This window comes from Streptomyces albipurpureus (genome assembly GCF_023701525.1).
GTDB classification, from domain to species: domain Bacteria; phylum Actinomycetota; class Actinomycetes; order Streptomycetales; family Streptomycetaceae; genus Streptomyces; species Streptomyces albipurpureus.
On the sequence record NZ_JAMQAW010000008.1, the window covers coordinates 168653 to 195070 of the forward strand.

Annotated in this window: 21 protein-coding genes and 1 pseudogene; 17 read left to right on the forward strand and 5 right to left on the reverse strand. The window is 69.7% G+C overall.

The genetic code is table 11. The annotated features are described in order from the left end of the window. Positions 1 to 20 precede the first annotated feature (20 nt). Genes NBG84_RS41060 through NBG84_RS09835 form a run of 3 tightly spaced genes read right to left on the reverse strand, consistent with a single transcriptional unit; the run spans position 21 to position 4055 of the window. A complete protein-coding gene (locus tag NBG84_RS41060) occupies positions 21 to 1400 on the reverse strand; it encodes an FGGY-family carbohydrate kinase (protein ID WP_250918940.1) in 1380 nt (459 codons plus the stop codon). A gap of 2 nt (positions 1401 to 1402) precedes the next feature. After that, the gene (locus NBG84_RS09830) at positions 1403 to 2422 is read right to left on the reverse strand and encodes a zinc-dependent alcohol dehydrogenase (protein ID WP_250918941.1); all 1020 of its coding nucleotides are present in this window, start codon (positions 2420 to 2422) and stop codon (positions 1403 to 1405) included. A gap of 52 nt (positions 2423 to 2474) precedes the next feature. Next, positions 2475 to 4055, reverse strand: a complete 1581-nt coding sequence (locus tag NBG84_RS09835; RefSeq protein ID WP_250918942.1) for an amidohydrolase family protein — start codon at positions 4053 to 4055, stop codon at positions 2475 to 2477. A 162-nt stretch (positions 4056 to 4217) separates the two neighbouring features. Between NBG84_RS09835 and NBG84_RS09840 the strand changes: the two genes are divergently transcribed. From NBG84_RS09840 to aroC, 12 genes and pseudogenes are all read left to right on the forward strand, one after another. Then, positions 4218 to 5759 carry an aldehyde dehydrogenase family protein gene (locus tag NBG84_RS09840; RefSeq protein WP_250918943.1) on the forward strand — a complete coding sequence of 514 codons (1542 nt, stop codon included), beginning with the start codon at positions 4218 to 4220 and terminating at the stop codon, positions 5757 to 5759. Positions 5760 to 5861: 102 nt separating this feature from the next. Then, on the forward strand, positions 5862 to 6347 hold the full coding sequence (locus tag NBG84_RS09845; RefSeq protein ID WP_250918944.1) for a VOC family protein: 486 nt from the start codon (positions 5862 to 5864) through the stop codon (positions 6345 to 6347). Between the two features lie 5 nt (positions 6348 to 6352). Then, the gene (locus NBG84_RS09850) at positions 6353 to 7066 is read left to right on the forward strand and encodes a FadR/GntR family transcriptional regulator (RefSeq protein WP_250918945.1); all 714 of its coding nucleotides are present in this window, start codon (positions 6353 to 6355) and stop codon (positions 7064 to 7066) included. A 111-nt stretch (positions 7067 to 7177) separates the two neighbouring features. Next, positions 7178 to 7543, forward strand: a complete 366-nt coding sequence (locus NBG84_RS09855; protein ID WP_250918946.1) for a cupin domain-containing protein — start codon at positions 7178 to 7180, stop codon at positions 7541 to 7543. A 284-nt stretch (positions 7544 to 7827) separates the two neighbouring features. Beyond that, positions 7828 to 8187, forward strand: coding sequence for a VOC family protein (locus NBG84_RS09860; RefSeq protein ID WP_250918947.1), 360 nt, complete (start codon positions 7828 to 7830; stop codon positions 8185 to 8187). 313 nt (positions 8188 to 8500) lie between these two features. Further along, positions 8501 to 9607 (forward strand): BMP family ABC transporter substrate-binding protein, encoded by a 1107-nt coding sequence (locus NBG84_RS09865; RefSeq protein ID WP_250918948.1) that lies wholly within the window; start codon positions 8501 to 8503, stop codon positions 9605 to 9607. Positions 9608 to 9632: 25 nt separating this feature from the next. Beyond that, positions 9633 to 11330 (forward strand): ABC transporter ATP-binding protein, encoded by a 1698-nt coding sequence (locus NBG84_RS09870; RefSeq protein WP_250918949.1) that lies wholly within the window; start codon positions 9633 to 9635, stop codon positions 11328 to 11330. Continuing rightward, positions 11327 to 12469, forward strand: a complete 1143-nt coding sequence (locus NBG84_RS09875) for an ABC transporter permease (RefSeq protein WP_250918950.1) — start codon at positions 11327 to 11329, stop codon at positions 12467 to 12469. Before NBG84_RS09870 ends, NBG84_RS09875 begins: the two co-directional genes overlap by 4 nt. Before the next feature lie 9 nt (positions 12470 to 12478). Beyond that, positions 12479 to 13390, forward strand: coding sequence for an ABC transporter permease (locus tag NBG84_RS09880; protein ID WP_250918951.1), 912 nt, complete (start codon positions 12479 to 12481; stop codon positions 13388 to 13390). Next, positions 13387 to 14709, forward strand: coding sequence for an alcohol dehydrogenase catalytic domain-containing protein (locus tag NBG84_RS09885; protein WP_250918952.1), 1323 nt, complete (start codon positions 13387 to 13389; stop codon positions 14707 to 14709). The genes NBG84_RS09880 and NBG84_RS09885 overlap by 4 nt, the downstream gene beginning before the upstream one ends. After that, positions 14706 to 15524 carry a sulfite exporter TauE/SafE family protein gene (locus tag NBG84_RS09890; RefSeq protein WP_250918953.1) on the forward strand — a complete coding sequence of 273 codons (819 nt, stop codon included), beginning with the start codon at positions 14706 to 14708 and terminating at the stop codon, positions 15522 to 15524. Before NBG84_RS09885 ends, NBG84_RS09890 begins: the two co-directional genes overlap by 4 nt. A gap of 129 nt (positions 15525 to 15653) precedes the next feature. Further along, positions 15654 to 16850 (forward strand): annotated as a pseudogene (gene aroC, locus NBG84_RS09895) (chorismate synthase); the annotation flags it as partial. Positions 16851 to 17188: 338 nt separating this feature from the next. Here aroC and NBG84_RS09900 read toward each other — a convergent pair. Then, the gene (locus tag NBG84_RS09900; protein ID WP_250918955.1) at positions 17189 to 18436 is read right to left on the reverse strand and encodes a M20 family metallopeptidase; all 1248 of its coding nucleotides are present in this window, start codon (positions 18434 to 18436) and stop codon (positions 17189 to 17191) included. A gap of 278 nt (positions 18437 to 18714) precedes the next feature. Here NBG84_RS09900 and NBG84_RS09905 point away from each other — a divergent pair, with 278 nt between their 5' ends. Then, positions 18715 to 19947 (forward strand): PucR family transcriptional regulator, encoded by a 1233-nt coding sequence (locus NBG84_RS09905; RefSeq protein WP_250918956.1) that lies wholly within the window; start codon positions 18715 to 18717, stop codon positions 19945 to 19947. Here the strand turns inward: NBG84_RS09905 and NBG84_RS09910 are convergent. Then, positions 19865 to 20452 (reverse strand): hypothetical protein, encoded by a 588-nt coding sequence (locus tag NBG84_RS09910; protein WP_250918957.1) that lies wholly within the window; start codon positions 20450 to 20452, stop codon positions 19865 to 19867. The genes NBG84_RS09905 and NBG84_RS09910 overlap by 83 nt on opposite strands. Before the next feature lie 264 nt (positions 20453 to 20716). Between NBG84_RS09910 and NBG84_RS09915 the strand changes: the two genes are divergently transcribed. The 4 genes from NBG84_RS09915 to NBG84_RS09930 all read left to right on the forward strand — a co-directional run bounded on the left by NBG84_RS09915 (position 20717) and on the right by NBG84_RS09930 (position 26374). After that, complete coding sequence (locus NBG84_RS09915; RefSeq protein ID WP_250918958.1) at positions 20717 to 21109, forward strand: TOBE domain-containing protein; 393 nt, start codon at positions 20717 to 20719, stop codon at positions 21107 to 21109. A 61-nt stretch (positions 21110 to 21170) separates the two neighbouring features. Next, positions 21171 to 21968 (forward strand): molybdate ABC transporter substrate-binding protein, encoded by a 798-nt coding sequence (gene modA / locus NBG84_RS09920; protein WP_250918959.1) that lies wholly within the window; start codon positions 21171 to 21173, stop codon positions 21966 to 21968. A 120-nt stretch (positions 21969 to 22088) separates the two neighbouring features. Then, positions 22089 to 24071 (forward strand): ABC transporter permease, encoded by a 1983-nt coding sequence (locus NBG84_RS09925; protein WP_250918960.1) that lies wholly within the window; start codon positions 22089 to 22091, stop codon positions 24069 to 24071. Positions 24072 to 24526: 455 nt separating this feature from the next. Next, entirely contained in the window at positions 24527 to 26374 is a 1848-nt protein-coding gene (locus NBG84_RS09930; protein WP_250918961.1) for an RICIN domain-containing protein, read from the forward strand. Positions 26375 to 26418 lie beyond the last annotated feature (44 nt).

Genomic DNA, 26418 nt, shown 5'->3' on the forward strand with positions numbered 1-26418 from the left:
ATCGCGCGGGCTGCGCTGTGTTACGCGGCGATGTCTGTCGGGGTGTTGGGGGAGGTGGTTCGCGCGGCGCGTTCCTGGCGTTCGGTCACTCGGGCCACGCCCGCGTCCCCGAGCGCGAGGAACTGCCGTAGCCCGTCCTCGTACACCGGGTCGGGCTCGGGCTCGATCAGCGTCATCGTCGGCCTCGGCCAGTCGCCGCCTCGCCCGGCACCCGGTACGGGCCACCAGCCCGCGCCCGCACCCGCTGCGAGTGCGGCGCCGTAGGCGGCCACATCGACCGGTTCGGGCACCTCGACCGGTACACCGAGGACCGAGGCCTTGACCGAGCACCACAGTCGGCTGAGTGCCGGGGAACCGGCGCAGACCAGGGTGTGGATGGGGGCCTGTTTGGCGGCCAGCTCCATGGCGATGTGGGCCAGTCCGTAGGCGGCGCCCTCCAGTGCGGCCCGAGTGATCTCACCGGGACCGGCGGACGCGGACAGGCCGTGGATCTCGCTGCGTAGGGCGCGGTTCCAGCGGGGTGCGCGCTCGCCCTCCAGATAGGGGATGACACTGACGCCCCGGGCGCCCGCGGGCACCCCGTCGGCCAGCGCCAGCAGTTCGGGCACCTTTCGCCCGGTCAGTCCGCTCAGCCACTCCAGCATCAGACCGTGGGCCGCGACGGGCCCGCCGACGATGTCGAGTCCCGGAACGGCACTGGGCAGGGCGTAGTGATCGGCGGCGGGCGATCCGGCGGCCACCGCGACGGCCAGGCCGCCGGTGCGTCCGCCCGGGTCCATCGCGCGCCCCGGCTGATCGAGGCCGCCCGCCCAGAACGCCAGATACGCGTCCTGGGCCCCGGCTACCAGCGGCGTACCGCTGGGCAGACCGCGGGCGCCGCTGGCCCTGCCCACCACCGAACCGGTCGGGGCAGCGGGGCCGTAGCCGGTCAGCAGCGGGTCCCCGGGCCAGCGGGACTGGTGCCGATCCGCGCCCAACTCGGCCATCACCCAGTCGTACAGCTGCCAGATCACGGCGTCGGAGCCGTACTCCTGGGCCAGCAGCGCGCTCTGGGCGTGGTGCTGCTCCACCGGTGAGCCGGTGGCGCCGGCCGGGTGGCGGCAGGTCAGCGCCGTCGATCGGGTGGGGTGAGTCGCGACCGTGGTGGGGCTCTGGCCACCGAAGGACAGCGCGACGGGTGCGGCTGCAGCGGGCAGTTGTGCCGCCAGCCGGTGTACGGCATCGGTGGCGCCGGCGAGCCAGCCCGCCGGGTCTGCGTGGCCGGGCCGCCAGGAGTCCGAGCCCGGGTAGCCGGCGGTGGCGCTGCCCAGGGTGCGGCCGTCGGGGTCGAGGGCCAGTGCGCGGGCGGAGTTGCTTCCCAGGTCGACCCCGACGACGACCGGAGCGGACGCGGGCGACACGGTCAGCCGCCCACGAGGACTCGATAGACCGGTGACTTCGCGGCCAGCCGCAGTGCCTCATCCACCTCGGCGAGCGGGAACTCGGCCGTGACCAGGGCGTCCAGATCGGTGGCGAGTCGACCGGAGGCGATCAGGGCCGCCGCCTCGGTCCAGTCCTGGGGCTCATGGCTGAAGACACCGAGGACGGTCAGCTCATGGTGGTGGATCGCGTCCGGGCTGATTCCGGCGGACAGGTCCTTGGGGAAGGCGCCGAACAGGACGACCGTACCGCCGTCGTCACACATGGCCACCGCGGTCTCCAACGCGTCGGGAGCGCCCGCGGTGACGAACACCAGATCCTGCTTGCCGCCCTTGGCGACGGCCTCGGCGGGGGTGCTGGTCCAGTCGGCGCCGGCCTCCCGTGCCTCGGTCAACCGCTCCTCGCTGATGTCGATCAGACCGACCGATGCCGCACCGCGCAGTTTGGCCAGCGCGAGGTGGAGCCGGCCCATGTAACCGGCGCCGACGACGGCCACCCGGTCGCCGGCGCGCAGTCCGCCGAGGCGTGCGGAGTGGGTGACACAGGCGAGCGGTTCGCCCATGGCGGCGTGCCGCAGCGGCGCGGAGCCGGTGCCGAACGCCTGCCGTGCGGGAACCTTCACCAACTGGGCGAGGCCCGCGCCCATCGAGATGGTTCCGTCCGAGAGCGCACCGCCCTGCGGCTGCTTGCAGAGCGCGCTCCGGCCTCGGCGACAGGAGGTGCAGCTGCCGCAGCGGGTGAGCAGATCGAGGGTGACGGTGTCACCGACCCGGGGTACGCCGGGCAGCACGGCGGCCTTGGCGCCGACCGCGATGACCTCGCCGGCGACCTCATGACCCGCGGCGACGGGGTAGATGGGCTTGGTGCCCAGGTAGAGGCGGCGCTCCATGGTGCACAGACCGCAGGCGCCGATCCTGACCAGCACGTCCTCGGGACCCGGTACCGGATCCGGCTCCTCGCGCAGTCCGACCTGCTCGGCGGCGGTGATGACGGCGATCTTCATACGGGGACTCCCGGAGGATAGAGGGGCGGTACGGCGTTGGTGGGCGGGTGGGTCACTGCGCCGGTATGACCGGCCAACTGGAGCGGGCCGGTACCCCGGATCTGGTCAGCAGATCGGTGGCGGCCTGGGCGGCGTCGGTGTGGAGGGCGGTCTCATCGACGGTGGTGCACAAGTGGTCGCGGACCACGGCCCGACCGCCGACCAGCACATCCCGCACCGAGCGGCCATCGGATGACCACACCAGTTGATGGGCGATGTCTCCGCGGGGCGCCCACTGGGGGCCGGTGGTGGAGTGGACCACCAGATCCGCGTACTTGCCCGGTTCGAGGGAGCCGATCCGATCGGCCATGCCGATGGCCTCGGCGCCGCGAATGGTGGCCAACTCCAGCGCGCCCGCGGCGCCGAGCCCGACCGTGGGATCGACGCGCATGTCCTTCGCCAGACCCGCCGCGAGTGCGGCGGTACGGAGGATGTCGGAGCTGTCGCCGGCGTTCCCGGAGTCGGTACCGAGCGCGAGTCGACCGCCGCGCTCGAAGATCTCGGCGTGACGGCCCGCTCGGGTCACTCCCTGGCCCAGCCGGAGGTAGGCCCAGGGGCAGTAGGCGACGGCGGTACGGCTGCGAAGGAGAGCATCGGTCTCGGTGTCGTCCAGCCAGACGGCGTGGGCCAGCAGTAGATGCGGTCCCAGCACACCGAGGTGTTCCAGATGGGTGACCGGCCGGCGGCCGGTGGTCTTGAGGTAGTGCTCGGGATCGGACTGGGAGGGGGAGAGGTGCATGGTCATCGGGGCGCCGGTGGAACGAGCCAACTCGGCAGCGCCCATCAGTAGTTCATCGGATGCCAGGCCGTGGCCGACGAGGGTGACCCAGCCCTCGACCTGGCCGCCTGCCGGATAGGTCTCGATCAACTCGCAGATCCGGTCCAGGACCTGGGGCGCGGGAGCGGCGAAGGGCGCTCCGGGGACATCCCAGCCCCAGGTGCCGATGGTGCCCCGGATGCCTGCCGTGTGCATGGCGTGGGCGACCCGGTGGGGGTGGGCGACCGTACCGGCCTCAACGAGGGTGGTCACCCCGTTGCGCAGGTTCTCCACGCAGGTCAGCAGTGCGGAGAGTGCGTCGTCCGCAGCGGTGTGGGCGGCGTGCAGGGGGATGGCCCAGGTGTCGATGGAGGCGCCGGGCGGTAGGTCGTCGGGTATCTGGGCACGGGCCAGCGGGTCACCGGTCTGGTGCTGATGGGCGTTGATCATCCCGGGGGTGACCACACAGCCCCGGGCGTCGAGTTCGGGGGTGCCGGGCCAGCGGTTCCGAAGCTCCGAGGTGGCTCCGACGTCGAGGACGCGATCGCCCGCGATGGCGACGGCTCCGCCCGCGAGGACCTCACGGCGGGCGTTCATGGTGACCACATCGCCACCCGTGACCAGGAGGTCGGGGCGCAGTCCCGGACCGAATCCATGGAGGCCGACGGCTTCCGGTCCTGCGGCGGACCCATGGAGACCGGAGGCCTCCGGGTCCGTTCCGCTGGCCGCGTCGCTTCTGCCGTGCGGTCCCGTTGTGCCCGGGGACCACAGCGGAGCATCCGGGCTGCCCGCGTCCGTCCGGGCGCTCGGCTCGCTTGAGTCGGCGTCTCTCACCATGACCAGGGACATTAGGTCGCCGACGCCCGGAGAACATCGTGGCCGGGAGCACAATCAACGGGCCGCTGTCCATGCCGGGAACACGATGCGGCTGCCTCCCGCGGGCGTCAACCTGACACGAATTCATCAGAAGCGTCCAGGTAGTGAGAGGGAGAAGCCGCGATGTGTGCCGCGACGTCCGAACAGGGCCCCGACGACAGCGCTGGCGCTGAGCCCAGGCTCCAGCCGGGCTGGCTCAGCACCGAGCCCTATCCACAGCTCATCGGGGGCAAGGAGGCCACCGACGGCACACCGCAGCCGATCACCGACCCTTCCACCGGCCAGCAGCCGGCCCGCTTCCTCGCCGCAACCGAGCAGGAGGTGGACGCGGCCATCGGCGCCGCTCGCAGCAGCTTCGACAGTGGTGTCTGGCGGCGGATGCCGGGGCCGCGCAAGGCCGAGGTGCTGGAGGCGGCAGCGGCGGCCATCCGCGCGAACGCGCCGAGGCTCGCCGCTCTGGAGGCCCTGGACACCGGCAAGGGGGTGTCCGGGGCGCTTGTCAACGATGTGTACGAGGCCGCCAACGCGTTCTCCTACGCCGCTGCCGTGACCCGTACCGCCCATGGTGACGCCCGGCGGGCCACCTTCCCGCCGGAGCTGCTGCCGGGCGGTGGCCCGGAGATCCTGACCGTACGGCAGCCTGAGCCGGCCGGTGTGGTGGTGGAGCTGCTGCCGTGGAACGGGCCGCTGATGACCGGTAGCCAGCGGATCGCCTCCGCACTGGCCGCTGGCTGCTCGATCGTGGCGAAGCCGCCCATCGACGCGGTGATCACCCTGGTGGAGCTGGGCCGTATCCTCACCGCGGCCGGGCTGCCCGCCGGGGTGCTCAATGTGGTGCTCGGCCCCGGTGGCAGGGTGGGCGAGCAGCTGATCACCGATCCGCGGGTCGATCTGATCAGTCTGACCGGTGGCACCGAGACCGGCCGTCATGTGATGGCCGCGGCCGCCCGCAATCTGACCCCGGTCCATCTGGAACTGGGGGGCAAGTCCCCGGTCGTGGTGTTCGCCGACTCCGATCTGGAGCAGGCAGTGGGCTGGGCGATGATGGCGGCCTTTGTGAACATGGGCGAGGTCTGTGTCGCCGGCAGCCGGCTGCTGATCGAGGAGTCCGTGTACGACGAGGTGATCCACGGGGTCGCCGAGGCGGCGGCCTCACTGCCAATCGGGGACGCGCTCGACCCCTCGACCTTCATCGGCCCGCTGATCAATGAGCGGCACGCCGAGCGGGTGCGCGGCTATGTCGAGCGGGCCGTCGGCGCGGGGGACGCCAAGCTGATCGGCTCGCCCTCGGTGCCCTCCGGTCTCGGTTCGGCCTTTGTGGCGCCGACCGTACTCGGTGGGGTGCGGCGCGGCTGTGAGCTGGAGCAGCAGGAGGTCTTCGGTCCTGTGCTGGCGGCGATGCCGTTCAGCTCGGAGGCCGAGGCGGTGGAGCTCGCCAACGGCACCAGCTACGGCCTCAACGGCACGGTCTTCACCTCGAACCTGGAGCGCGCCTTCCGGTTCGCGGATGCCCTGGACTGCGGTGAAGTCAATGTCAACTGCCATTTTGCGCCAGATATGAACGGCGGCCGAGGTGAACCGCGTAAGTCCAGCGGTTTCTCCCGTACCGGAGTCGATGCGTACACCCGGATCAAGGCCGTGAACGTTCAGGTGCACAGCGGCTGAATCCGTCCTTTGTGCTCCAGAAACAAAGACCCAAATGGTCTGGCATCCCTACCTTCTGAATGTCAGACCATCAGTCCGAAAGTCCGAAAGGAGCTGTTGGCGATGGCGATCACAGGCATGAACCACGCGGTCCTCTATGTGCGGGACGCCCGCAAGACCGCGGCTTTCTATCACGATGTGCTCGGGTTCGAGACCATCATCGAGGGCCCCCCGGGCAGCTTCGTCTTTATGCGTGCCCCCGCCTCCGAGAACCACCACGACATCGCGTTCTTCACCATCGGTGAGAAGGCCAAGGCCTCCGAAGCCGGGGCGAAGACGGTGGGGATGTACCACATCGCCTGGGAAGTGCCCACGCTTGAGGCGCTGGCCGGGGTACGGGAGCGGCTGCTGAAGGCGGGCGCCCTCAAGGGCGCCAGCGACCACGGCGCCAACAAGAGCCTCTACGCGCTCGACCCCGATGGGTTGGAGTTCGAGGTGATGTGGCTGGTGCCGCCCGAGCACTGGGGAGACGAGGCCCACCAGGCCATCGTCCGCCCGTTGGACCTGGACGCCGAGATACGGCGCTTCGCCGTCGTGAGCGGCTCCTGACGGCCATGGACCCCATCCAGTTCGCTCCCGTCTCCCGCTCCACGGTCTCGGAGAAGGTCCGTGACTCGCTGCTGGAGAGCATCCGGGACGGCGCGCTCGCCCCGGGCGCGCGGTTCCCCGCGGAGCGGACGCTGTGCGAACAGTTCGGTGTCGCGCGGACATCGGTGCGGGAGGCGGTGCAGGGACTGGTCTTCCTGGGCTGTGTCATCAAGCGCGGCAACCGCTTCTTCGTCGCCGAAACCCTGCCCGATGTCCCGCTGGGAGTGGATGACCGGCGCAAGCGCAATGTCTCGGAGCTCTTCGAGGTACGGCAGGTGACCGAGGTCGCCATCGCCAAGCTGGCCGCCCTACGGGCCAGTGACGTCGAACGGGCCCAGATAGCGGCGCTGGCGGCGGAGTTCGGCCCCGGACTGCGACTGGAGGAGTTCCGAGACCTCGACCGGAGGTTCCATCTGGCGCTGGCCCGCGCCTGTGGCAACCCCACCCTGCACGAGCTGTACCGCAAGGCGCTGGACGCGGTGTTCGCCTCCGAGGACTTCTCCTCGCTGCTGGACGCCGAGAACAACGCCGCCGCGGTACGGGAAGTGATCGCTGAGGCGTCGATCGCCCATGTACGCATCGCCGACGCGGTCACCGGCGGCGATCCCAAGGCCGCGGCCCTGGCCGCCGCCGATCATCTGGGCGAGGTCGAGAAGCACATGATCGCCCGCATGTTCTAGAGCCGGTGATCGCACGTCCTGGTCGCCGCTCCCACCGCGAGGGGTGGGAGAACGACAGGACCGCGGGCCGGTAGCCGGGCAGCCGGCACAACAGAGAGGACCGATCCACCCGTGAGCGACGAAGAGCACGTCTGGCCGTTCGACGATTCCGAGTTCAAAGAGGTCAAGCCGGGCTTCCGTAGACGCGTCTACACCGGGGACGACATGATGGTGACCTTCTGGCGCATCGCCGAGGGCCGCGGACCCACCCCCTACGACAACCACCCCGACAACGAGCAGTGGGGCATTGTCATCAAGGGCAAGTTGGACTTCCGGATCGGCTCGGACGAGCGCAGGGTACTGGGCCCCGGCGATGTCTACTGGGCGCCCAAGGGCCATGACCACGGGGACAGCCTCTTCATCGGCGACCCCGAGCACGGCGAGACCTGGATCATCGATGTCTTCACCCCGCCCAGGGATGAGTACCGCAACGGCTGACCAGCCGCCTTCCGGCCCGGGGACCCGCACCGCGCCCCACGGTAGCCCCGTCGCACCTTCCCGGTCCGCTGCTCGCCGCCACCACCACGGCAGCAGCGACGACCCCGCGGCGACGCATCCACACCGTGCCCGCCCGAGCGCGCAGAACCCATGGCCGCGCCATACCACCGCCTTTCGCCGGCAGCCTCTCCCATCCGCTGCCTTCGCCCCTTCTCGCTCACTCGTCTCCGTCCCATCCCTGGACTCGGGGATGGGAGACCCCTTCACCACATCGGAGGAATCCCGTGAACATCGGCAGCCTGCTCATCGGTTCGAGCAACGTCGAGCAGATGAAGTCCTGGTACCGCGCCGCGTTCTCCGTCACGGAGAACGACGGTGGCGCATTCGCCTTCGGTGCCGTTCAGCTCTTCATCGAGGAGCACAGCGAGGTCTCCGGCCCGAACAACGACGCCGCGCGGATCATCATCAACCTCGATGTGGACGACTGCCGCGCCCTGGAGGCGCACCTGCTGACCCAGGACGTCACCTGGGTGCGCAAGGTCGAGCAGATGCCCTTCGGACTGATCGGCACCCTCGCCGACCCCGACGGCAACTACGTACAGATCATCCAGTGGGGCGCCAACCCCGAGTCCCACCAGGACTGACGGCTGTTGGCCCGTCGCACTCCCTGTCCCCGGTGCCGCCTCGCAGGCGGCACCACCGTGCACCACCGGTAGAGCGGTACCAGTAATTCTGGGCCGCGGACCTCCGTGGATCCGACGGATTCCGCTGCTCCCCCCACTCCTGCAACTCCCGCAGCACCCACGTACGACCGAAGGACCGATGGACCACCGGCCGGGCCGGCGCCGTCCACACCCTCATCCGCTCCGTCGCCGACGGCGGAGCGACCCGGTCCACAGCCGCCGTACGAGATGCCCTATCCGCGCCGAGTCGTCTGGAGACCATGCAATGAAGAGAATGCTGAGAGCCGTTGCGGGACTGGTCGTCGTACCAGGACTGATGTTGACCGCCTGTGGAGACCCGCAGACCGACGACCCCAAGAAGCCCGCCACCAAGGCCACCACCGAGAAGGGCACGGACGCCACCACCGGCACCCAGGCGGGCGGCACGCTCCCCAAGGGCGAACCCGATGTCAACGGTGACGGCAAGGTCGTCATCGGTGTCATGAGCCCCGGTGACACCAAGGACAAGGGCTACTACCAGAGCTTCGTCGACGAATCGCAGAAGTACGCTGATGAGAACGGCTGGAAGCTCACCATCGTCGACAAGATCAACCCGGCCGCCGCGGTGCAGCAGGCGCGCAACCTCTGCCGCCAGCGCGTCGACATGGTCGCGATCGGCGCCAGTGAACTGAAAGACGCGCTCTCCGCCTCGACCGAGCCCCAGTGCAAGGGCGTCACCTGGTACATCAGCGGTGGCATGGGCGTGAAGCAGACTCCGGAGTTCACCCAGTCCCTCGACTTCATCAACGAGAGCCTGTACGCCGCCGGATACGCGGCCGGCCTCGTCCTCAAGGACAACGGCGGCAAGAAGGCCGGCTACATCACCGGCCCCGACCTGGACTTCGCCCGCGCTGTCGCCAAGGCGTTCAAGGCCGGCATCAAGGCCGTCGTCCCCGACGCCGAACTCGTCGAGAACTACACCGGCGACTTCAATGACTCCGGCAAGGCCAACGAGGCCGCCAACGCCCAGCTCTCCCAGGGCGTCAAGGTGATCTACCCCTATCTCGGCGGGGCCACCGACTCGGTCACCCGGATCGCCAACAAGAAGGGCGTCCCGGCCCTCACCCCCGGCACCGACCGCTGCGGCGACGCGAGCGGAGTGAAGTACGCGATCTCCGTCGTCTTCAGCCCCGGCGCCTACTTCGCCGGAGCGCTCAAGGACTTCAAGGCAGGCACCCTGCGCATGGGCGTCGCCCGTGAATGGCACCTCGGCAAGGACCCGGTCCCCTACGTCAAGCTCTGTGACCCGAAGGGCGATCAGGAGGCTCAGCTCAAGAAGCTCACGGAGGACATCGGATCCGGAAAGCTGAACGTCGATGACGCCGTCGCCGGCAAGCAGTAGTCCGCTCGCACCGGGCACAGCGCCGGTGACCGCTGGGGAGGCTGATGCCCCGGCCCTCCAGATGGTAGGCATCAGCAAGCACTTCGGTCCGGTCTGCGCCTGCGGCGATGTCGATCTCAGTGTCGCGGCCGGAGAGATCCACGGCCTGCTCGGGGAGAACGGCGCGGGCAAGAGCACCCTGATGAAGGTGCTGCTCGGTCTGGTCACCCCGGATTCCGGGCAGATCCTGCTGCGCGGCAAGCCCGAGACGATCTCCGACCCGCTCACCGCGGCGGCCCGCGGTATCGCCATGGTCCACCAGCACTTCAGCCTGGTGGGCAGGCTCACCGTCTGGGAGAACATCGCCCTCGGTGACCGTGGCCGCGTCGACCGGGAACACATCCGTACCGTGGTGCGCGAGGTCGGCGAACGCTACGGCCTCGCCGTCGACCCGGACGCCCGGGTGGAGGACCTCTCCACCGGAGAGCGCCAGCGGGTGGAGATCGTCAAATGCCTCCGCAGGGACCCGGATGTCCTGGTCCTGGACGAGCCGACGTCGGTACTCACCCTGGAGGAGTCGCGGGACCTGTTCACCGTGCTCCGCCGAGTCGTCGCCGACGAGGGCAAGGCGGTGATCCTCATCAGCCACAAGCTCGATGAGATCATCCACGCCACCGACAAGGTCACCATCATGCGGCAGGGCCGGGTGGTGGGGCGGCGGATCACCGCCGAGACCGATGAGCGGGCCCTCGCCCGCGAAATGGTCGGGCGCGAACTCTCCAAGTGGACCGCGGCCACCGCGGTCGGCGTCATGGACGCACTGATCGAGCCGGGCCAGACGGAGCCGGCGAGCGGTCCGCAACTCGAAGTGGCGGAGGAGCCGACGACTGCCGATGAGCCGTCGGCACAGGAAGTCTCGACACCTGAGGGGTCCGTGGCGGCGGACCCCTCGGGGGCCACCCCTTCGGCGGCGGCCCCGACCGTGACCGAGGCAACCACCGGCGTACTCCTGCGGATCAAGGACGCCCACGCCATCAGCCCCGAGAAGATCCCGCTGCTGCGCGGTCTGACCCTGGAGCTGCGCGCGGGCGAGATCCTGGGCATCGCCGGAGTCGAGGGCAACGGCCAGTCCGCGGTGGGAGACCTCTTCTCCAGCCTGCTGCCACTGACCTCCGGAACCGTCGAAGTCGATGGCAAGACCATCGCCGCCGGCCGTCCCGGAGCCATGCACGCGGCCGGAATCGGAGTGATCCCCGAGGATCGCCATGCCTCCGGCTGCGTACTGGACATGAGCGTCGCCGAGAACCTGGTCCTCGCCGACCTCGGAGGCATCAGCAAGCGCGGTCTGCTCAGTCGGAGCCGACTCAATGAGCGGGCCCGCGCCCTCATCGAAGAGTTCGAGATCGCCACCCCCTCGCCCGACACCCCGATGCGGCTGCTCTCCGGCGGCAACCAGCAGAAGGTCGTACTCGCCCGCGAACTCTCCGCCCGACCGCGCGTCCTGGTCGCGGCCCAGCCCACCCGCGGCCTCGACATCGGCGCCATCGAATACATGACCCTGCGGCTCCACGAAGCGGCCAAGAGCGGTATCGCCGTGCTGCTGCTCTCCACCGAACTCAGCGAAATCCTCACCCTTTCCCAGCGGATAGCGGTCATCCACCGCGGAACGATCGTCGGCGAGATGGACCGCGCGGATGTCGACGTCGAGCGCCTCGGCATGATGATGGGAGGCCAGACCGCATGACCAAGCTCCTTGAGGCCCCGCATGCCGCCCGCCCCGCGGGGCCCCCGGGCCCCGCGGCCCCGCGGACCGGAGCGCCGATCACCCAGCGGCTACGGACCCCGGGCCTGTACGCACTCTCCCTCTCCCTGGCGTTCGCCATCGCCGGACTCCTCGTCGCCGTCGTCGGCAAGTCCCCCTGGGACGCGGCCGTCGCGATGTACGAGGGCAGCCTCGGCAGCGGTTCCTCCATCGGGCAGAGCATCGACCAGGCGGCCCCGCTGCTGATGGTCGCCATCGGTTCGGTGATCGCCGCACGGGCGGGCATCTTCAACATCGGCCAGGAGGGGCAGCTGATCATCGGGGCGGCCGTGGGCGCCTCGGTCGGGCTCTTCATGCCCGGCCCCGGCTGGTTCGTCCTGCTGATGATCCTGCTCTGCGCCGCGATCGGCGGCGCACTCTGGGCCAGCATCGCCGCCATCCTCTACTACTGGCGCGGCGTCGACGTGGTGATCGCGACCCTGCTGCTGATCTTCGTCGCCAACCAGGTGGTCTCCTTCGCCGTCAACCGGCCCTATCTCCTGCGGGAGCAGGCGGTGCCCGGCCAGACCACCGCCTCGCAGTCCGACATGCTCCGCGAGTCGGTCTGGCTGCCCCGGTTCGGTGAGTACCCCGGCTTCAACATCGGCGCCGGCATCTTCATCGCGGCCCTGCTCGCCGTCGGCGTCTACTTCGCCCTCACCCGCAGCCGCTGGGGCTTTCGCATCCGCCTTCTCGGGCTGAACGCCAAGACCGCCCACCGGGCCGGCGTCGGTGCCGTGGTCGTCGGCGGAGGAGCGCTCCTGGCCTCCGGTGCCTTCGCCGGACTCGCCGGCGGCGCCATGCTCACCGGCAGCGGCTACCGCATCCAGGACGGCTTCGCCGACAACGTCGGCTTCGACGGACTGCTCGTCGCCCTGGTCGCCAAGGACAACCCGGTCCGCGCCATCCCCGTCGCGCTCTTCTTCGGCGCACTGCGCGCCGGTGGCGGATTCCTCGCCTCCACCGGCATCCCCCGCTACATCGTCGCCGTGGTCACGGCCCTACTCGTCCTCGCCGTCGTCTTCCCGACGGCCTTCGCCGAGATCCAGCGGCGCCGAGTCGCCCGCACCACGGACGCCTGAGGAGGCATCATGATCGACGAGGCATCCGTGATCCTCGCCAGCGCCGTACGGCTCACCGTGCCCCTGGCCTTCGCGGCCTGCGGTGAGTACATCGCCGAGCGAGCAGGCACCATCAACATCTCCGTCGAGGCCATGATGCTCGGCGGTGCCTTCAGCGCCGTACTGGGCGCCACCATCACCGGCTCGGCATCCACCGGACTGATCTTCGGCATGGTGGCCGGCCTGATCATCGGCTTTGTCCACGCCCAGTTCAGCCATCGGCTCGGCGTCAACACCTATGTCGTGGGACTCGTCCTGAGCGCGCTGATCCTCGGGCTCACCAGCTTCCTGCTCGACTCGGTCAAGCTGGACACCAACAACCAGGTCAACGCCGTCAACATCCCCTACATCTCCGATATCCCACTCCTCGGGCCCGTCCTCTTCTCCCACCGCTGGCCGGTCTACCTCCTGATCGTGCTCATCCCGTTCGTCTGGTGGCTGGTCCAGCGCAGCCGGTTCGGTCTTGAGCTGCGCGCCGCGGGTGAGAACCCGCAGTCGGCCGATGTCACCGGCATCGACGTGCGCAAGCGCCGCCGCCAGGCACTGCTGATCTGCGGGCTGCTCTCCGGACTCGGCGGCGCCTATCTCGCCGTCGGTGAGGTCGGCATGTTCAACCAGAACATGACCGCGGGCCGTGGCTTCGTCGTCATCGCCGCCGTCATCTTCGGCGGCTGGACCCTGCGCGGCACCATCGCCGGCTGCCTGGTCTTCGGAGCCGCCGACGCCATGCGACTGGCCCTGCCCGCGCTCGGTGTCCAACTGAACGCCCAATTCCTTATCGCCGCGCCCTATCTGCTGGCGCTGCTCGCGATGATGTTCCTTGCCAAGACGCACCGGGCGCCCGGCGCGCTGGGTATTCCATTTGTTCGGGGGACCGCGTGAAAGCCGTCGTCAACACCCGCCACGGCGGGCCCGAGACCCTTGAGTACCGCGATCTGGCCGACCCCGAGCCGGGCCCGGGCGAGGTTCTGATCGCGGTACGGGCGGCCGGAGTCAACCGTCTCGACCTGCTTCAGCGGCGTGGACCGGGCGTACTGCCCGGCTTCAGCCTGCCGCACATCCCGGGCATGGACATCTCCGGCGATATCGTCGCCACCGGCCCGGGTGTCGAAGGGCGCCGCCTCGGCGATCGGGTCGTCGTCAACCCCGCTGTGGCCTGCGGCCACTGCCAGGAGTGCCGTATCGGTCAGGACGCCTACTGCGCCGACGTCCAGATCATCGGCGGCAACCGGCCGGGCGGCTACGCCGAACTCGTCGCGGTCCCCGCCACCCACACCCATGTCCTGCCCCCGGGCACCGCCCATATCGCCGCCGCCGCACTGCCCACCGCCTACGGAATGGCCTGGCAGGCCCTGGTCGTCCGTGGTGAACTGCGCGCCGACGAGACCGTACTGGTCCACGGCGGCGGCAGCGGAGTGAGCATGGCCGCGGTCCATATCGCCCGCCGGATCGGCGCCCGGGTCATCGTCAGCTCAAGCACCGACGAGAAGTCGGCCCATATGGCCACGGTCGGCGCCCACGCGACGATCAACAACCGCAGGGAGGACGTCGCCGCCCGCGCCCGTGAACTCAACCACGGCGTCGGCGTCGATCTCGTCCTGGACCATGTCGGCCCGGCACTCTTCCAGGCCTCGCTCCACTCCCTGAGACTGCGCGGGCGGCTGGTGTTCTGCGGCGATACGTCCGGTACGACGGCCGCTTTCCATCTACCGCACGCCTTCCACTGCGGGATCACCCTGCTCGGGGCCGGCTCCTGTGGATACGCCGACTTCGGCGCGATGATCGACTTCTGCTTCGGGGACGGCAGCGGGATCGAGGGTGAACTCGAACCGATCGTGGACACCCTGCTCCCGCTCTCGGAAGCAGCCGTGGCACACCACCGGATGGAGAGCGGGCAGACGATGGGCAAGGTCGTGCTGCTCCCGGGGGCAGCGCTGCCCCGGCCCGTGAAGCAGCGCACCACCCAGGGCTCCCGAGCCCCCCAGAGCGATGCCGCGCAGTCATCGAAGGGACCCTCAGGGAAGGCATCCGCCGCCCACCCGGCCGACCAGGCACCCGCCCCGGCACCCCGCCCCTCCTCCGCCAAGCCGCGCACCGGGACAGCCGTGGTGTCGAGTGTGTCCGACGTGTCGACCGCTTCGGCTGTTTCGGCCGGGTCGTCGGTGTCGGCCGGGTCGTCGAGGGTGTCGACGCGCTCGTGACCGCCCTGGAGATCGCCCTTGTGCTGGCTGCGGGACTCGCGGCCGGCACGCTCAACACCGTCGTCGGATCGGGCTCGCTCCTCACCTTCCCCGTCCTGGTCGCCCTCGGCTATCCGCCCGTCGTCGCCAATGTCTCCAACACCGTGGGGCTGACACCCGGGTCGATCAGCGGCGCGCTGGGCTGCCGTCGTGAACTCGCAGTCCAGAAACACCGGTTGCTGCCCCTGTCGGTCGCCGCCGTACTCGGCGGGCTGACGGGTGCGCTGCTGCTGCTCAGTCTCTCGGCGGACTCCTTCCGCTCGGTGGTGCCGCTGCTGGTGCTGCTGGCCGCGCTTCTGATGGCACTTCAGCCCTGGCTCACCCGGCTGGTCAGCGAGCGCCGAAACCGCGCGCCCCAGGGCCCCGGCGCACCCCAGCCCACCGGGGGCGGCACCGCCACAGCCGCCCCGACCGCCGCGCGCACGGTCGGCCGGACGCTCCCGCTCGCCGTCTTCGCCGTGAGCGTGTACGGCGGATACTTCGGCGCCGCACAGGGCGTTCTGCTGCTGGCCCTGCTCGCGATCGTCCTCGATGACGATCTCCGTCTGCTCAACGGCCTCAAAAACCTTCTCCAGGCACTGGTCAACCTCATCGCGGCGGCGCTCTTCGCGCTCACCGCGGATGTGGCCTGGCTGCCGGTGCTACTGGTCGCCCTGGGATCGATACCGGGCGGTCTGCTCGGTGCCGCGCTCGGGCGCCGGGTGCCCGCGTCCGTACTGCGCGCCGTGGTGGTCACGGTGGGCATGGTGGCGGGGGTGGCACTGCTGCTGACCTGAACGAGCACCCGGCGTGCGTACCGGCAGAGCCAGGACCTGGCCTGACCGGGCTCACCCGCGCGGGTACGGGCAGGCAAGAGCGGTCCGGAGAGGGAAAGTGCGGATGTACGACGACGAAAGGCGAAGAACATGCTGCGTTGGCTGACTGCGGGCGAGTCCCATGGACCCGCGCTCACCGCGGTGCTGGAAGGAATGCCCGCCGGAGTGGAGATTTCCACCAAGGACCTGGCGGACGCCCTGGCCAGACGCCGTCTCGGTAAGGGGCGCGGGGCGCGTATGTTGCTCGAACGCGACCAGGTGGAGATCAACGGAGGCGTACGGCACGGGCGGACCATGGGCGGTCCCGTCGCGGTGCGGATCGCCAACACCGAGTGGTCCAAGTGGTCCGAGGTGATGGCCCCCGATCCGGCCGATGAGACCGGCCGCTCCTACGACGAACCGGGCCGCTTCCCGGACCGCGGCCGAGCCGCGTCCCTGACCCGCCCGCGCCCCGGGCACGCCGATCTGGCGGGCATGCAGAAGTACGACTTCGAGGACATCCGCCCGGTACTTGAGCGGGCCAGCGCCCGTGAGACCGCGGCCAGGGTGAGCCTGGGCGAGGTGGCCCGGGCGTTCCTGACCCAGGTGCTCGACGTCGAGGTGATCAGCCATGTCGTACGCATCGGGTCGGTGGCCCTGCCCGATGGCCTGGTTCCGGTGCGCGGCTCCCGGGACGCGGTGGACGCCGACCCCGTGCGCTGCCTGGACCCCGCCACCTCGGCCGCCATGGACCAGGAGATCGACGACGCCCACGCGGACGCCGACACCCTGGGCGGGGTCGTCGAGGTCGTGGTCTACGGACTGCCCCCGGGCCTTGGCAGCCATGTCCACTGGGACCGTCGGCTGGACTCCCGGCTGGCCGCCTCGATGATGGGCATCCAGGCGATCAAGGGCGTCGAGGTCGGCGACGGTTTCACCACCGCCGCCCGACGCGGTTCGGTCGCCCACGATGAGATCGAGGGCGTCGGCGGAACACCGGGGCGGCTCGAAGTCCGAAGGATCACCGAGCGGACGGGCGGCATCGAGGGGGGTATGACGACCGGCGAAGTGCTGCGCGTCCGCGCGGCGATGAAGCCGATCTCGACCCTGTCCCGCGCGCTGTCGACCGTCGACGTACGCACCGGAGAGGCGGCGAAGGCGATCGCCCAGCGCAGCGATGTCTGCGCGGTCCCGGCGACCGGAGTGGTCGCGGAAGCCATGGTCGCCCTGGTGCTCGCGGATGCCGTGCTGGAGAAGTTCGGCGGGGACAGCGTCGGGGAGACCCGGCGCAATGTCCAGGCCTACCTCGCGGCCGCCCGAGTGGTGACCGCGGACTCCTCGGCGCGGTCGGATGACGCGGACCCCTCGCCGCGTACGGACGCGCAGCCGGGACCGGAGCGGAGCTCCTGACCGTCGTGGTCCACGGCGGTACGCCGACGACGGCGGCGCGCGACCAGCGCGCCGCCCCTTCGGCTTGCGGCAACGCCGCCACCGGGAAAGGTCGTTGGCCTACGGCACGGCCCCATCCCGTTGGCGTGGTGCCCGATCAACAACCGCTCCGCGGTGGGGTCCTGTCGGTCTGCGCGGGGCCCCACCCGCCCGGGACGTCACCGGGCGCACCCGGCATCAGACGGTCCGACGCTTCGTCACAGAGCGAGCAGCCGTCCCCGGGCCGCTACGTCAAGGGCCATGTCCACCGCGGTCCACGCCATGGCCAACCCGCCTTCCAGCAAGGCCCGATCGGCCTCCGGCCGTGCAGCGTAGGCCGCGAACTCCGCCTGATGCAGACCCGCCGTACCCGATCCGATCGACACCAGCGGCTGGATGGAAGGGACGGCCAGCGACACATTGGCCATATCGGTGGAGCCCGCTTGCCGATCATCGGCGGGTCCCACCGGTGGGAAGGAACGCCCGAGCGCGAGTGCGTTGCGTTCATAGGCGGCGAGCAGCTGGGAATCGTGGCGGAAGTGCGAGTACGTGGGCGAGTCGGAACCGATCGTCAGCCGGGTGCGGGTCGCCACCGCGCCCGCCTCAAAACACTCCCGCACCCTGGCCTCCAACTCATGAAGTGCCGGGAGGGTGGCCGCCCGCACGTAGTACGCCGCCTCGGTCAACTCGGGGATCACATTGGGTACCTGTCCACCGGTCGTGATGATGCCGTGCACCCGCTGATCCGGAGTCATGTGCTGACGCAGCAGCCCCAGCGCCACCTGAGCGACCGTCAGGGCGTCGGCCGCGTTGAGCCCGTCCTCGGGGCAGGCGGAGGCGTGAGCCGCCCGTCCCTCATAGCGGATGCTCAGCTGCGCCCTGGCCAGACAGAACGGATCGAGCCGTTCACTCGGCGCCGGATGCACCATCATCGCCGCGTGGACGCCGGCGAACGCGCCACGCTCCAGCATCAGCACCTTGCCACCGCCGTTCTCCTCGGCGGGGGTGCCCAGGACGCGTACCGTCACACCCAGCTCATCGGCGACCTCGCCCAGAGCCAGGGCGGCGGTGACGGCCGCGGAGGCGATGACATTGTGTCCGCAGGCGTGGCCGATACCGGGGAGGGCGTCGTACTCGGCGCAGATCCCGATGACCAGCGGACCGCTGCCCCGCTCGGCGACGAATGCCGTGGGCAGATCACAGACCCCGGTGGTCACCGTAAAACCATGTGCGGTGAGCATGTCACCCAGCCATCCGCAGGCCCGTTCCTCCTCGAAGCCGAGTTCGGGGTGGGCGTGCAACCGATGGCTGAGCGCCACCAGCTCCGGGGTCGCCCGATCCACCACCGCACGGGCGGCGGCCTTCACCGCGGCCCCTGCGATGGAGATCTGACCGGGGTCCTCCAGCGCGGTACGGGACGAGGCTGGAACACCCTGATCATGAGATATCGCGTTATCAGCGCACATTTCGCGATCGTGTCATGGCGGGGTAGCGGACCGCGATACCCCTACTGCCACCACTTTGAGAACTATGCGGCGGGGGAGCTGTCCACCCAGGCCCCGGCAACAGCCGCCCTTCACTTAATTCAGGAGCTAAAGGGCGTAGCGCAGACGTTCGCGACGGGATACGTTCCCGATACCGACAACTCCGAATCGGGGATTCCGGCGATTACGGACATCACCAGCGGGCTTGGAAACCGTCGCCACCAGCCGGATGAACCGTTTACCGAGCAGTGCGGAGCACCATGAACCAGTCCGTTGTCAGACCAGCTCGCCCCAGCCCGCCGCCCGTAGCGGCCAAGCCCCTGACGCCGGCCGCGGCCGAGGCGTTCGAGCGCAAGCTCAACAGCCTGGCCCTCTCCGGCGACGGCTGGCTCGCCGTGCTGCGCGCCGTCACCCACCACACCGGCCGCCCCGCCCGTCTGGTGGGCGTGCACGGCGGAGTGCTCGCCGCGACCGATGACGGCACCACGGCGATGACCCCCGTGAGCGTCGCCCAGGTGTTCGCCAAGGACGGGCCGGCCACGGTGATCTGCGAGCCGGGCTGGAGCGCCACCGCCCGCGCGGTCCGGGCGGGTGAACGCCGGGTGGGCCTGCTGCTGCTCGGCGGCGCCGAGCGGCGCGCCGACCTGGACGACGACGATGTGCTGCTGCGGGCCGCCTCCACCGCCATCGCCATCGAGGCGATCCGGCGGGACGCCGTGGCCGCCGCCTCCACCGAGACCGCCGGCCGGCTCATCGACGAGCTTCGCTTCGGCGCACTGCGCAACCACGCGGAGGTGCTGCGGACCGCGGCCCGATTCGGCCTGAGGCTCGACCAGCCGCACGCCGCCGTGGTCTTCGCCTACGGCGGGCCCAACCAGCGCACCTGGTCAACGGCCCTTTCCTGGTTGGAGATGCCGGTACGACAGGACGGACAGTTCGGCCTCGCCGTGCTGGAGGGCGATATCGACCGGGAGATATCCCGGATCAGGGTCCGCCTCCAGGGCATGGTCGGCGATGAGTTGGTGCTCGCCGCCGCCGGTCCTGTGGTCTCCGATGTCCGAGAGACCTCCCGCTCCTTCCGGGACGCCGAGACCGTCCTCGGCCTTCTGCGCCGTCGCCCGGGTGAGGTCGAGTTGATGTTCTCCTCGCTCGGTCTGGCCCAGTTGCTGTTCGGGGTGTCCCCGGAGCGCCTCCAGGCGTTCGTCGAACAACACCTCGGCCCGATCCTGGAGCGCGAGGAGTGGGTGACCACCCTGAGTGCCTGGCTCGCGACCAAGGGCAGCCGGGCCGCCGTGGCGGAACTCCTCCATCTCCACCGCAACTCCGTGGGCTACCGAGTGGGCCAGATCCGTGAACTCCTCGACGCCAACCCACTCGACCCCGAGGTGACCCTGCGCCTCCAGGCCGCACTCACGGCGCGCGAACTGCTCTCGGTGCTGGGCGAGGACAAGGGCTGCCGCAGGGGAAACGATTCTGCGCAGCATCCCGGGTGATCTCACCCGGCTTGGGCAGCCGCAGCCGTAGCCGCAGCCGCAGCCGGGGCCGGGGCCGGGGACTCCGGGCGATGGCGTCCATCCCCTGATCACCTGCTTCGCTGCTCTCCTCGCCCAGACAACGCCGTTCGGCTCCGGCGTCACCCGTGGAGGCAATCCGCAGGCTCATCCGGCACGGCGTACGCACCGTCCTCATCCGGGGAGGCCGATCCCGATCCGGGGAGGCCGATCCCGTCATGTCCCCGGTGAGAAGGCGAGCGACCCGCTCCTCCTCGACTGGATCGTGACCCCCGGGGGTGCGTAGCGCCCACCGAGCCAGGGCGCCGCGGATCTCGTCCGGCCCGGCGTCCTCCACGTCCCTGGTGGACTCGGCGACCAACTCGGGCTCCAGCGCGTCACGGATGGTGCGGAGGGTCGCGGGCGGTTCGACCCGACGGCCGTTGATCCTGGTGCTGGAGTCTTCGCCGACTCCGGTTCCTCCCTGTTGCGGCTGCGGGGGCTCCACCGGGATCACTGTCCACCGCCTCCGAGCCCCGTCCCCGGACCGTGAGGCCTCGCGCGGGTACTCCGGGCGGGACGGCGAATGCCCGTGGGTGTCGTGAAATCAAGCCAGCTGTCGAGTGTCTTGCCCTGCCTCACCCATCGCTGGCCCACCCCTGCGCAAGAGATAGACCACTGAGCCGGCGGATAAGCTCTGGGTCTCGCATATGCGGCTCTATAGGTAGGGCAACCTTGTAAATGCATGTCCAATCGGCCTACGGTGTCGCATATGCAGTCCTACACCATTGGTCAGGCCGCCCGGCTCCTCGGAGTCAGCCCCGATACCGCCCGACGCTGGGCCGACGCCGGCAAGGTGGCCACCCATCGCGATGAGAACGGTCGGCGACTCATCGATGGCCGAGACCTTGCGGCTTTCTCCATCGAGGTCGCCCAGACCAGCGGCGAGGAAGAGGAGTCGTACACCTCCGCCCGCAACGCCTTCCCGGGCATCGTCACCGCCGTCAAGCTCGGTGATGTCGCGGCGCAGGTCGAGATCCAGGCCGGGCCGCACCGACTGGTCTCGCTGCTGACGCGAGAGGCCGTGGAGGAGTTGGGGCTGGAAGTCGGGATGCAGGCAACCGCCCGGGTGAAGTCGACCAATGTGCATATCGACCGGCTCTGAGCGGCTACGCCAGCAGACCCGACAGCCCACCCCGCCCCACCCTCACCAAGGAGCCACACCCATGCCCGCTACCGCCGCCCGCCGCCGGGTCCTCGCGCTCGCCCTCACCGCTGCCGTGCTCGTTCCGCTCACGGCCTGCGGCGACGAGGAGCCCGCCAAGGACAGGAAGGCCGGGGCGGCGGGCACCACTCCCGCTGCCGATCTCACCGTGCTGGCCGCGTCCTCGCTGACCGATGTCTTCAAGACGGCCGGCGCCGCCTATGAGAAGGACCATCCGGGCACCAAGGTGACCTTCTCCTTCGCCGGCTCGCAGGAGTTGGCCGCCCAGGTCCGACAAGGCGCCCCCGCCGACGCGCTGGTCACCGCCGACACCAAGACCATGGACACCCTGGCGTCGGATACCGGCACACCCACCATCATTGCCAAGAACCGCCTGGTCATCGCCACCACCGAGGGCAATCCCCATAAGATCGACGACCTCAAGGACCTCGCGGACACCAAGCTCAAGGTGGTGCTCGCCGCTCCCCAGGTACCGGTCGGCCGCTACAGCAAGAAGGTTCTCGGCGCCCAGCAGGTCAAGGTCAAGCCGGTCTCCGAGGAACCCAATGTCCGCGCGGTCCTGAGCAAGGTCGAACTCGGCGAGGCCGATGCGGGGCTCGTCTACCAGACCGACGCCTCATCCGCCGATGACAAGGTCGACGCCGTCACCATCCCCGATGCCCAGAACGCCATCGCCGACTATCCGGCCGCGACCCTGAAGACTTCGAAGAACTCCAAGGCCGCCGCCGCGTTCGTGGCCTGGTTGAGCACCCCGGCGGCCCAGAAGATCCTCCGGGACGCGGGCTTCCAGCAGCCGTAGCCCCACCGTCCCAACGCGGCCGCTGCCCGGCGCGGGGAGTCGGACAGCGGGGCGCCGAGCGGGTACACCTCGTACACCAGCCGTCCTTCGCATCGCCGTCCCACCGACACAGGAACCCCGATGAACCGCCGCTCCCGCACCCCCGGCGCCCGTGCACCTCTCGCACTCGCCCTCCCCGCGCTGCTCGCCATCGCCTTTCTGCTCCTGCCCCTGGTCGGCATCCTCGCCCGTACCGAATGGGCGGCGCTCGGTACGCATCTGACCAGCCCGGGGGTCACCGAGGCGCTACGTCTCTCGCTGTTCGTCTCCTTCTGGGCGCTGGGTCTGTCCCTGGTGCTCGGGGTGCCGCTGGCCTGGCTGCTGGCCCGGGTCCACTTCCCGGGCAAGACCCTCGTACGCTCCTTGGTGATGCTGCCGATGGTGCTGCCGCCGACGGTCGGAGGCGTCGCACTCCTCCTTGGCTTCGGCCGTCGCGGACTGCTCGGACCCTGGCTCGAAGACACCTTCGGGATCGTTCTGCCGTTCCACACCTCCGGCGCGATCGTCGCCGCGACCTTTGTCGCCATGCCCTTTCTGGTCATCAGCCTCGAAGGCGCGCTGCGCGGGCTGCGGCCGAGCTATGAGGAGACCGCGGCCTCGCTGGGGGCCTCTCCGGTACGGGTGTTCCTCACCGTCACCCTGCCGATGGCCGCGCCCGGGCTGGTCGCGGGGGCCGCGCTCACCTGGGCCCGGGCACTGGGTGAGTTCGGGGCGACCATCACCTTCGCCGGCAATCTGCCGGGAGCCACGCAAACCCTTCCGCTCCAGGTCTATCTGCTGCTCCAGGACGAACCGGCGGCGGCCACCTCGGTGTCGCTGCTGCTGCTGGCCATCGCCATGGTGGTGCTGATCGCGCTGAGGGGGCGCTGGACCCAGGGAGCGGCGGGAGGCGGCGCGGGGACCGAGGCGGCCGTTAGAGTCGTACGCGATGACCATGCTGACGACCCCGCTCCACCGGTTGCCGACCTCGCTCAACCGGTCGCCGAGCCCATCGAGCCCATCAAGACCACAGCCCCGGGCGAAGCCGAGCGCTTCTCCCTCGACGCGGACCTCACCGGCTTCACCCGGCTCACTCTCGCCGCCGACCCGGGTACCACCATCGCGGTCGTCGGCCCCAACGGCGCAGGGAAGACCACCCTGCTGCGAGCCCTCCTGGGGCTGACCCCGCGCGCCCACGCCGTGCTCCGGCTGGGCGGTACCGATGTGACAGCGCTGCCTCCACACCGCCGTGGTGTGGCCTGGGTTCCGCAGAGCGGTGCGCTCTTCCCCCATCTGAGCGCCCTGGGCAACACCGCCTACGGGCTGCGCAGTCACGGTGTGGCGCGTGCCGAGGCCCGGCGCACCGCCCAACTCTGGCTCGACCGGCTGGGGGTGGGGCACCTGGCCCAGCGCAAACCGGGTCAGCTCTCCGGGGGACAGGCCCAACGGGTCGCCCTGGCGCGGGCGCTGGCCGCGCGGCCTCGGCTGCTGCTGCTCGATGAGCCGCTGGCCGCTCTCGATCAGACGACCCGGGCGCGGGTGCGCCACACGCTGCGCGGCCATCTCGCCGGCTTCGGCGGTGTGTGTCTGATCGTCACCCATGACCCGGTCGAGGCGGTCTCCCTCGCCGACCGCGTCCTGGTTCTCGACGAGGGGCGTGCCGTGCAGGACGCACCGCCCACGGAGGTCACTCGCCATCCGCGTTCCCCTTGGGTCGCCCGGATGCTGGGCCGCAACGCCTGGCCGGGTACGGCCACCGAGGAGGGGCTCGCCCTCGTCGGCGACGGTCGATTGATCGTCGCCGAGCCGCTGCCTCCGGGCACCGACGCGCTGGCGATCATTGCTCCCGAGGCCGTCTCCGTACACCGCGAGCGGCCCGGTGGCAGTCCTCGAAACGTCTGGCCCGGCACGGTCAGGGAAATCACGGCTTCGGGGAGTCGGTTGCGCATTCTGATGAGCTCCGCTCAGGCGCCGGATCTGGTCGCTGAGATCACTCCGGCGGCCGCTGTGGAGTTGGGACTCGTGGATGGCAGCGCCGTATGGATGAGCGTTAAGGCCACCGAAGCCGAGTTGGTCGCCCTTTGAGTCGACTGCGCTGACTGTGCGCAGTTGGGGGCGGGTGAACGGCCCCTCACCAGTAACCCCGTTGACATGCCATCGATCCGGGATGAGTGTTCGAAAAATTATGTTCGAACGACCCTGTTCGAGTTGCTGTGACCCTGGGTAAATCGGTCAACTGCGAGCAAGAGTGACGTGCTCGATTTCCATTCCAGGACCCAGTGATTAGCGGCGAGTTGGTGACTCTTGTTCCCGCCAGACGGTTGTGCGAGGGTGAGCTTCCCCGCGTCCGAACACGGTCGTTTCTGTTCAGTCGTATGAATGGGTGGCGGTATGGACCACATGCTCGCACTCCTTTTTCGACAAGCTGTGAACTCAATGACCACAACGAACTCAATAACCGAAAACACAGTTCCCCCTGACCAGGTCCGGACGGCACTGCCCAACCCCCCACTGCAATGCCAAGGATGGAATGACGTTTTATGCAGAAACCCCGAACTCAGAGCCCCGTCACGCCCACTCGTACCGGCCTTGACTCCGCCGCGTCCGATGAAGGGCTGGCAGCGGCACTACGTGCCAATGACGGTAAGGACGAGGCTCGTTCAGTGGCCGTGCTGATCGCACGGCACTGGGACGCTGTCTTCGACTACGCCTCGATCGGCACTCCATCGGAGAAAGCCGCGGCGATGTTGACCACGGCGGCATTCAGCAAAGCACTGGAGAACTTGCGGCAAGTGCGTTCAAGCGCCGCAATCCGTCCGATGCTCTTGATGCATGCCCGCCGTATCGCCGAGGGATGGGCTACCGATGAACGCGTAGCTGCGCTACCCGAACTCCGGAATCCGCAGACCGGACAGTTGATTCCGGCCGATATGTTTAGGGTCGCCGAGAACCGTATCCTCGTGGCACGGGCATTCCAGGCATTGCCGGGGCCCGCGCAATGCCTGCTGTGGCATGTGGACGTCGAAGCCGAAGAGATTTCCGTACCGGCCGGTTTACTTGCCATGGATGAACGCGGCGGACCAGCTCAGCTCGAACAAGCGCGGAAAATGCTCCGAGCGGGCATCCTGCGCTTCCACCTCGAACTCGCACCCGAGGCGGAGTGCCGGCACTACAACCGGCTCATCGATGTGTCCATGCGTCGAGGTGGCGCGCTGATACCCGACATCAAGGCACATCTGGCGCACTGCGAGCACTGCCAGTTCGCCGCCGAACAGTTGGATCACGGAGATGGCCGACTCGCGCTGTTGGTGGCCGAGGGGCTCCTCGGTTGGGCGGCGCAGCCCTACCTCGACTCCCGGCCCGGTCGAGGTGAGGAGGGACATCAAGCCAGGGACACGGTCTGGCGGGGGCCCACCAGCCGTGCGGGGCGACGCCTGCTCGGTGGCCGGGGAGGACCACCGTCCGGCGGCCGCCGGCGCGGTCGTTCCGAGCGTCGCCGTACGGCCGTCGTCGCCGGTCTGGGGATCGTCACCGGTCTGGTGGTGGTCGCCACCGTGGCCACCGAACCGTGGGCCGGCGGGGGCGGAATGGCCGGCTACGCGGTCCCGGGGGGACCCATCTCGGCGGAGCCGCTTCCGGGTGCCAAGCCACCCCCCGGACCCCAACCCTCCACCACATCCGCCGGGGGCCATCCACCGGGGCCACTGACCACTCGATTGCGCAACACCACATCAGGACTGTGTCTTGATGTCGGTAGTCAACGCGCGTTGATCGGCGCCGATGTGGTCCTCTCGCTCTGCGGTACCTCCGTGACCCAGCGGTGGATCTACGAGGAGGACGGGCGGGTGCGCAGCTCTGCGGCGCCCGAACTCTGCGTCAACTCACGTGCGGTGGACGGGGTCTCCGTGCTGAGCCGTTGCTCGGGGACCACGGCCACCGACGCCGCGCATGTCCGGTACGACCTGACGGTCCATGGCCAGATGGTCCCCCGTTGGAACGAGGGGCTCGCCGTCGCCCCCTCCGCTCCGCGGGCCGGTGCCACCGTGGTGGTCAAGGTTCGGGACAGCTCCGATGACCAGCGCTGGGCAACGGACCGGAGCACTGCGGTCGCCCCCAAGATCAGGCCAGGCAACGCCCATGTGGGAACCGTCCGGGAGGCCGGCGCCGCCCCGGTGCCCGCCCACTCCACGGGCTCGGCCGGCGTACCGCCGGCAGGGCACCACGGCGCCCCAGGGGCCTGGCTCCCGGCCCCGGCCACTGCCGCGACCCAGGACCTCGCGGCAACCGTCCCCGCCGAAGCCCTGGAGATCGCCACGACTGTGGTGCCCGACGGTCAGCGGCTGTTCCGGATGGTGTCGGGACGGGAGTTGATGTACACGGCGTCCTGAGAGGCACCTGACAATCCGCCCACGTGGGCGGGGAACGCGGCGGC

Coding starts and splice junctions, on each gene's coding strand:
- NBG84_RS09830 (WP_250918941.1), bottom strand. CDS start 2,422: ATGAAGATCGCCGTCATCACCGCCGCCGAGCAGGTCGGACTGCGCGAG.
- NBG84_RS09835 (WP_250918942.1), bottom strand. CDS start 4,055: ATGGTGAGAGACGCCGACTCAAGCGAGCCGAGCGCCCGGACGGACGCG.
- NBG84_RS09840 (WP_250918943.1), top strand. CDS start 4,218: ATGTGTGCCGCGACGTCCGAACAGGGCCCCGACGACAGCGCTGGCGCT.
- NBG84_RS09845 (WP_250918944.1), top strand. CDS start 5,862: ATGGCGATCACAGGCATGAACCACGCGGTCCTCTATGTGCGGGACGCC.
- NBG84_RS09850 (WP_250918945.1), top strand. CDS start 6,353: ATGGACCCCATCCAGTTCGCTCCCGTCTCCCGCTCCACGGTCTCGGAG.
- NBG84_RS09865 (WP_250918948.1), top strand. CDS start 8,501: ATGCTGAGAGCCGTTGCGGGACTGGTCGTCGTACCAGGACTGATGTTG.
- NBG84_RS09875 (WP_250918950.1), top strand. CDS start 11,327: ATGACCAAGCTCCTTGAGGCCCCGCATGCCGCCCGCCCCGCGGGGCCC.
- NBG84_RS09880 (WP_250918951.1), top strand. CDS start 12,479: ATGATCGACGAGGCATCCGTGATCCTCGCCAGCGCCGTACGGCTCACC.
- NBG84_RS09900 (WP_250918955.1), bottom strand. CDS start 18,436: ATGTGCGCTGATAACGCGATATCTCATGATCAGGGTGTTCCAGCCTCG.
- NBG84_RS09905 (WP_250918956.1), top strand. CDS start 18,715: ATGAACCAGTCCGTTGTCAGACCAGCTCGCCCCAGCCCGCCGCCCGTA.
- NBG84_RS09915 (WP_250918958.1), top strand. CDS start 20,717: ATGCAGTCCTACACCATTGGTCAGGCCGCCCGGCTCCTCGGAGTCAGC.
- modA (WP_250918959.1), top strand. CDS start 21,171: ATGCCCGCTACCGCCGCCCGCCGCCGGGTCCTCGCGCTCGCCCTCACC.
- NBG84_RS09925 (WP_250918960.1), top strand. CDS start 22,089: ATGAACCGCCGCTCCCGCACCCCCGGCGCCCGTGCACCTCTCGCACTC.
- NBG84_RS09930 (WP_250918961.1), top strand. CDS start 24,527: ATGCAGAAACCCCGAACTCAGAGCCCCGTCACGCCCACTCGTACCGGC.